Genomic DNA, 7,210 nt, shown 5'->3' with positions numbered 1-7,210 from the left:
GTAATTCGTAATTCGTAATTCGTAATTCGTAATTCGTAATTCGTAATTCGTAATTCGTAATTCGTAATTCGTAATTCGTAATTCGTAATTCGTAATTCTTTTCGCTTACCAAGGATTCCCGTCATTATTTTTTTCGTCTTTATAATAGCAGCCCTTCATGCGAGTGTGCTGATATTTCATCCGGTTTTATGTCAAATGAGGAACTAAAAGTATTATTGGAAAAGTACCTGGGCGATCGCATCACTCCGGAGGAGTTGCAACGGCTGCAGGCACTGGTGAAGGAGACAGACAACGAACCTGTATTGGGTGAAATGATTGCCGGTATTCTCGCAGAAGATCGTTATAGGGAAGCCAGTGGAGTAGATCTGCAACAGGCATTTCAGCAGGTGATGGAGGAAGCAGGGCAGCGGGAAGCGATGGCAAATATGCATGATGCTACTGATACCGCTACTGCTACTACATCTCCCCATATCCATATCCTTTATAAACTGGCTGCTGCCGCCGTATTGCTGATACTGTTGGGAACAGGCTTTTCCTGGTGGTATCGTGCAACACCGCGTGTAGCGGTGATAGCCCGTAACACCGTGCAACCCATTATTCCGGGTGGTAACAAAGCCGTACTCACCCTGGCGGATGGGAGCACAATTGTGCTGGACAGCGCCCGTGATGGCGCATTGGGGCATCAGGGCAGCACCCGCATCATTAAACTGGACAGTGGCCGCCTGGCTTATACCGCCAGCAACAACGATGTAAATGCGGCGCCACAGTACAATACCATCAGCACGCCCAGAGGTGGACAGTACCAGGTGGTATTGCCCGATGGCAGCCAGGTATGGCTCAACGCCGCCTCGTCGCTGAGATTTCCCGTTGCCTTTACCGGTAAGGATCGCAGCGTGACGCTGACAGGCGAGGCGTATTTTGAAGTAGCGCAACAGGCAGACAAACCTTTTATTGTACGCGCCCGTGGCATGCAGGTAAATGTACTGGGCACCCACTTTAACGTAATGGCCTATTCCGACGAAAGGCGCGTAAAAACAACACTGGTGGAAGGTGCGGTGAGTGTGTCGCAGGGCAACGCCACTTCGCTGATGAAACCCGGACAACAGGCCAGCATAGACGACAACGGCAACAGCTTTACCATCAGCCGGCCGGATCTGGAAGACGTAATGGCCTGGAAAGAAGGAGAATTCAGATTTCGCAAAACAGATATCAGCATGATTATGCGGCAAATTGCCCGCTGGTATGATGTGGATATTGCCTACAAAGGAGATTTATCCGGCATCCAGCTTTATGGTAGCATGACCCGTAAAGAAAATGTCGCCCAGCTGCTCGAGTTGCTGGAACAAACCGGCATGGTGCATTTCAGCACCAGCGGTAACAAAATTACCGTTATGCCAGCCACGATGAAATGATGATTTTCCACGTTTAGCACCCGCATTTATATTTAACGATCCTTTACATTAAACGCAACCAAAGTTAGTATGGAACTGCTTACCATTTCCCACTCCCACGGGAGGAGGAGCCGCGTGCCGGCTACACTCAAAACATGGCTGGTCTGGCTGCTGATGGCAGGCGCCTTATCCGCCAGCGCACAAACGCAAACGGTGAAATTGTCGGCCACCAAAATGCCACTGGACAAAGTTTTTGATATCCTCAGCAAACAAACCGGTTACCAGTTTATCTGTGATCAAAAGTTGCTGGAAAATACACCGCCACTCAGCGTGGAAATCAAAAACAAAACCCTCGACGAAGCATTGAAAATATGCCTGAAAGACCTGCCACTCACTTACCTGATTAAATACGGTACCGTGGTGATAAAAAGCGCTAAATCAGCGGCGCCGGCTACCGGCAAAGAAGGCCCCAATAAAACCATTACCGGTACCATCACCGATAGTACGGGCATAGGTTTGCCGGGGGTGTCGGTAGGCGTGAAAGCCACGTCCAAAGGAGTGCAGACAGATGTGAACGGACGTTTTACCATCAACAATATCAGTGAAGAGGATGTACTCACCATTTCCAGTATCGGTTATCAAACTATCCAGGAACCGGTAAGAGATCAAACGACTTTTCATATCCGGTTATCACCTACGCCTAAGTCGCTCGTGGAAGTAGTGGTAGTGGGTTACAGCACGCAGAAAAAAGTGGATCTCACCGGCGCGGTGGCTACGGTATCCGGTGAAACGCTGGCTGCCAGGCCCGTAGGACAAACATCTGCCGGCCTGCAAGGCACCATGCCCGGCGTTACCATTACGCAAGGCAACGGTAAACCCGGGGGCGACGGCGGCACCATCCGCATCCGCGGCTGGGGTACATTGAAAAATCCTGATCCGCTGATCCTCGTCGATGGCGTGGAAGGATCTATCAACAACATAGACCCTAACGTAATTGCGTCCGTGACCGTATTGAAAGATGCCGCCTCGGCTTCTATCTACGGCTCCCGTGCGGCGAACGGCGTTATCCTCGTGACCACCAAACGCGGCAAAAGCAGTAAACTGTCTATCAACTATAATAACTATGTAGGTTGGCAACAGGCCACCAATTTGCCTGCACTCACCAACGCACTGGATTATATGCTGCTGACGAATGAAGCGTATAAGAATTCCGGTCGTACGCCTTTGTATTCAGATGCATTACTGCAAAAATACCGGCTGCAGGGCAACAGCAGCTCCGATTCTCTGCCCAACACCGACTGGCAAAAGGAAGTGCTCCAGGGTTCCGGTTTTCAGCAAAGCCATTTTTTAACGGTGAACGGTGGTACCGATAAAGTAAAGATGCTGTTATCTGTTGGTTACTTCGATCAGAAAGGTCTCATCGAACAATCAGAATTTAAACGGCTCACCGTCCGCGCCAATACCGACATCATTTTTTCCAAAAAGCTGAACATGCAGTTTGATCTGCAGTATATCAGTCCGGTAACGACAGAGCCATCGGCAGGCGCTGATGTACTGTTTGCCTACATGAATAATATTTCTCCCAACCAGCTGGCGTGGAATTCCAACGGTACCCGTGGCGAAGGATGGGTAGGTAACAACCCTGCCGCTTCCGCCAGAGAAGGTGGATTAAGAAAATTGAGTGCGCCCTGGGGAAGTGTCAACACCACGATCAACTACCAGCCGGTAGAATGGCTTACCGCCTCTTTTAATATTGCCCCCAAATACGTACAAACCTATACGAACAAATTTTCGGAAGCATTGCAGACCTATCACCCGGATGGGAGTCTGGCCAATAAAAATCCGACGGTAAGTTTACTCGAACTATCTAATCAGCGGGAGTTTTACAATAACATGCGGGGTACGCTTACTTTTCACAAAACCTGGGGAAAGCATGATGTGAAAGTGTTAGGAGGCGCGGAGCAAAACAGCTACCGGCAGGACATCATGAATGCTTCCCGCGATAACTACGTATTGCCCGATTACCCGGTGCTGGATGCTGGTGGCGCCGGCAATATGAAGAACAGCGGCTCCGGTGCGGAATGGTCGTTGCGCTCTTTTTTTGGCAGGGTGAATTACAACTATAAAGAACGATACCTGCTGGAATTAAATATCCGTAACGATGGATCTTCCCGTTTTGCGGAAGGCCGCAAATGGGGCGTATTTCCTTCCGCCTCCGCAGGCTGGCGCATTTCAGAGGAAGCTTTTATGGCGGCCCTGAAACCCACTGTGAATGAACTGAAACTACGTGGCTCCTGGGGAAGATTAGGTAATCAGAACATCGGCAATTATCCTTCTGCTACGGTAGTGAATCTCAGCTCTTATACTATCGGTGGACAAATAGTAAATGCGGCCGCTATGGACGCATTGGCCAACAAAAATATTACCTGGGAAAGTACTGAGATGAGTGACGTAGGATTAGATGTCACCTTGTTTTCACATCTCTCTATAACAGCAGATTATTATAGCAGCAAAACAAAAGATATCCTGTTGCTCCTGAATATACCCCTCATCACCGGACTGAAAGCCCCTTATCAGAACGCCGGTAAAGTAAGTAATAAAGGCTGGGAACTGGGACTCAACTACGATGGTCACATCAAAGATTTTAAATACAATATCGGCGTAAATGTATCGGATGTAAAAAATAAAGTGGTGGACATGCACGGTATCAATCAGTCGGCTGTAACCGTGAGCAGGGAAGGGTATCCGGTGAATGCCATTTTTGGACTGGAAGCAGCAGGCTTTTTCCAGAATGCAGATGAAGTAGCCAAACATGCTACACAATTTGGTACCATCGCTCCCGGTGATATTAAGTACAAAGATCAGAACGGCGACGGCATCATCAATGAAAACGATAAAGTGGTGATGGGCAATACCATTCCACGATATACCTATGGTGTAAGTCTGAATGCTTCCTGGAAAGGGATTGACTTCGGTGCTTTTCTACAGGGCGTAGGTAAGGTAGATGGATTAATTTACGGCGCCGGTATCATGCCCTTTTATGTGAGTTCCGTAGGCGGTACTGCACAGGAACGTTTTAAAGATTACTGGACACCAGAACATACCAACGCCGCTTTTCCGCGACTGGTATTCGGTGGTACCAACAACCAGCAAATTTCCAGCTTCTGGATGAAAAGCGCGGCCTACCTGCGTTTGAAGAATCTGCAAATAGGATATACGCTGCCCTCACATCTTACAAAATCTATAAAGCTGAATAGTGCGCGCATTTTTGTAAATGGATCTAACCTGTTTACCATGGCTAAATTCTGGCCGGGATATGACGTAGAAACAGCGGTGGGCGTAGCAGATAATTACCCTGTCATGAAGGTGTACAGTTTTGGCGTTAACGTAAATTTTTAAAACCGTCGTCATGAAGAAGTATTTCACTTATTATATCATTATTGCCACTGCCTTGCTGGCCGTACAAGCCTGCAACAAAGACTACCTGGATAAAAGTCCGCTCAACGGTCCTTCTGATGCAGCCTTCTTTAAAAATCAGGACGAGCTGTTACTGGCCGTGAATGGCCTGTACAGGGCCATGAACAAGCCCATGGATGAATATGATCCCGGACAGCTGGAAGGGCCCAACATCAGCCTGATGCTGGATGCCGCCACCGACATCGGCTACGAACGTAATGCCAGCGACCTGCAGAAAATAGGCACCGGCAACCACGACGCCAACAACACCTATACACAAGGCTTATGGACCGACTTTTATAAAGTAATAGGTCGCTGTAATTATATCCTCGACAACGCAGAAAAAGTAAAGCCACTCACCGATGCCGTCCTGTTTCAGCGCAGCATGGGCGAAACGCGCTTCATCCGCGCCTACATGTATCAACAACTCATTTCTTTATTTGGTGGTGTGCCATTGGTCACGCACACCCTTACTTTAGAAACAGCACAATTACCCCGCAGTGAGAAACAGGTAGTGCTGGATTTCATTTTCGCAGAGCTGGACAGCGCTGCTGCCTGGCTGCCTAAAACTTATCCTGCTGCAGAATCAGGTCGCGCTACCAAAGGCGCCGCCTTGGCTATCAAAGCCAGGGTAGCCCTGTATAATGAAAAATGGAAAGTGGCTGCCGAAGCCGCCAAAGCCGTGATGGATCTGAATGTATATAAACTGGAAGATAATTTCCCGCGACTGTTTTCTTATGATAATAAAAATTCCGCCGAAGTTATTCTCGCCCTGCAGTACCAACTACCTGTACTCAACTGGGGCGGACCTTATCCTATCTTATGCAGAAATGCCGGCGGTGCCTCCAACAAAGTGCCTTCTCAATCGCTGGTAGATGCCTACGAATGTACTGATGGTCTTACGATCGATAAATCACCGTTATACGATCCTGCAAAACCTTTCCAACACCGCGATCCAAGATTGGGATATACCATCGCCCTGCCGGGGTCTATCTTTTTTAACTACCAGTTCGAAACACATAAGGATAGTCTTACCTGCTGGAACTATAACACCACGCCAGCTACCCGCATCGTGAACCAGGACGCCGTAAATGCATATGCATCCTTCAGCGGTTATTGCTGGCGTAAGTACATCGACCTGAAAGATAAAGACAACATGCGCATGTCTACCATGAGCATTACCCTGATACGTTACGCAGAAGTATTACTCACCTATACCGAAGCCAAAATGGAAGCTAACGAACTGGATGCCTCGGTGTTTAAAGCCATCAATGATGTGCGGCAGCGCCCCGGTGTGAACATGCCGGAAATTCCGGTGGGATCCACACAAGCAGCATTACGTGCTGCCGTGCGTAAAGAAAGAATGTACGAACTGGCCTATGAGGGTTTCCGTTTGTTTGATATACGCCGCTGGAAAATTGCGGAGAAAGTAATGAAAGGACCTTTTTATGGCCGGGTGCCGAGAGGGTTGCTGTCTAATGCGCCGGCGATAGATGCCAATGGCATTGCGGACTATAGCCAGGTGGCGAATAAAGCGGATATGCGGGTGATAGAGGTGCGGACGTTTAATGCAGGGAGGGATTATTTGTGGCCGATACCGTATATAGAAACGCAGACAGATCCGAAGATGGTGCAGAATCCGATGTATTAAATCCGAGGTTATTTCTTTGGTAGATCATGTCATTTTTTTAATGGCATGATCTGTTTTTTTGTGCACTTATATTAACATGATAACATAAGCGCACAAAAAATTTAAAATAATTATTTTTTGTAAATAATTTTTATACCTTTATTCCGATGTCCAACTAAATATTGTTGTGTCCCTTGACTTAATTTTTGTACTATGAAACCTTAATCAAATTAATACGATGTTCGTTAACCAGTTGAGTATTTGTGAATACAGATGCATGGCTGCTTCTTGTCCCTATTTTATGTTGTAATTGCATTCAAGTGAGAGCTTTAGTTTTACTATTGGTTGTAACCCTTATAGCCGGCATACCTGTGTTAGGACAACAATTGTCATTGGGTAACAGGCATATTTCAGATACCGGATACCTTTATATACATAGTGGATGTAAAACCCTTTTCCGCATTCCTGTGATGTTATATAACAGGCCAGATTCATCCGACATTACTGCTATCAGAGCTGTGAGAAAACCGGCCCCTGTAGAGGTGCCTGTGCATACACCTTTTTTAGCAGTACATGGGAATGTGCTATATGATTTCTATTATCAGTCGAACATTGATACACCGTATACCGAACGGGATATTCATCAGCATACTTTACAAACCAATTTAAGTATTACTGTCAGGAATAGGTATCCGTTACGGGTTTCCTTCAGCACCCAGAATGGTAATTCTTC

4 protein-coding genes are annotated in these 7,210 nt (G+C 47.3%); all 4 read left to right on the top strand.

Features of this window, described 5'->3' with window-relative positions:
• The first annotated feature begins 188 nt into the window (after window positions 1-188).
• Window positions 189-1,412: a FecR family protein gene (locus VIP81_RS18930; RefSeq protein ID WP_331964558.1), complete on the top strand. Its 1,224-nt coding sequence runs from the start codon at window positions 189-191 to the stop codon at window positions 1,410-1,412.
• A 69-nt stretch (window positions 1,413-1,481) separates the two neighbouring features.
• Window positions 1,482-4,790 (top strand): TonB-dependent receptor, encoded by a 3,309-nt coding sequence (locus tag VIP81_RS18925; RefSeq protein ID WP_331964555.1) that lies wholly within the window; start codon window positions 1,482-1,484, stop codon window positions 4,788-4,790.
• Between the two features lie 10 nt (window positions 4,791-4,800).
• A complete protein-coding gene (locus tag VIP81_RS18920) occupies window positions 4,801-6,498 on the top strand; it encodes a RagB/SusD family nutrient uptake outer membrane protein (protein ID WP_331964552.1) in 1,698 nt (565 codons plus the stop codon).
• Between the two features lie 299 nt (window positions 6,499-6,797).
• Window positions 6,798-7,210 (top strand): hypothetical protein (locus VIP81_RS18915; protein ID WP_331964549.1); only part of this gene is annotated, 413 nt, incomplete at its 3' end.

This window comes from Chitinophaga sp. (genome assembly GCF_036566945.1).
Classification (GTDB): Bacteria; Bacteroidota; Bacteroidia; order Chitinophagales; family Chitinophagaceae; genus Chitinophaga.
The sequence above is the reverse complement of the archived record's forward strand: the minus strand, read 5'-3'. Positions and strand labels throughout refer to the sequence as shown.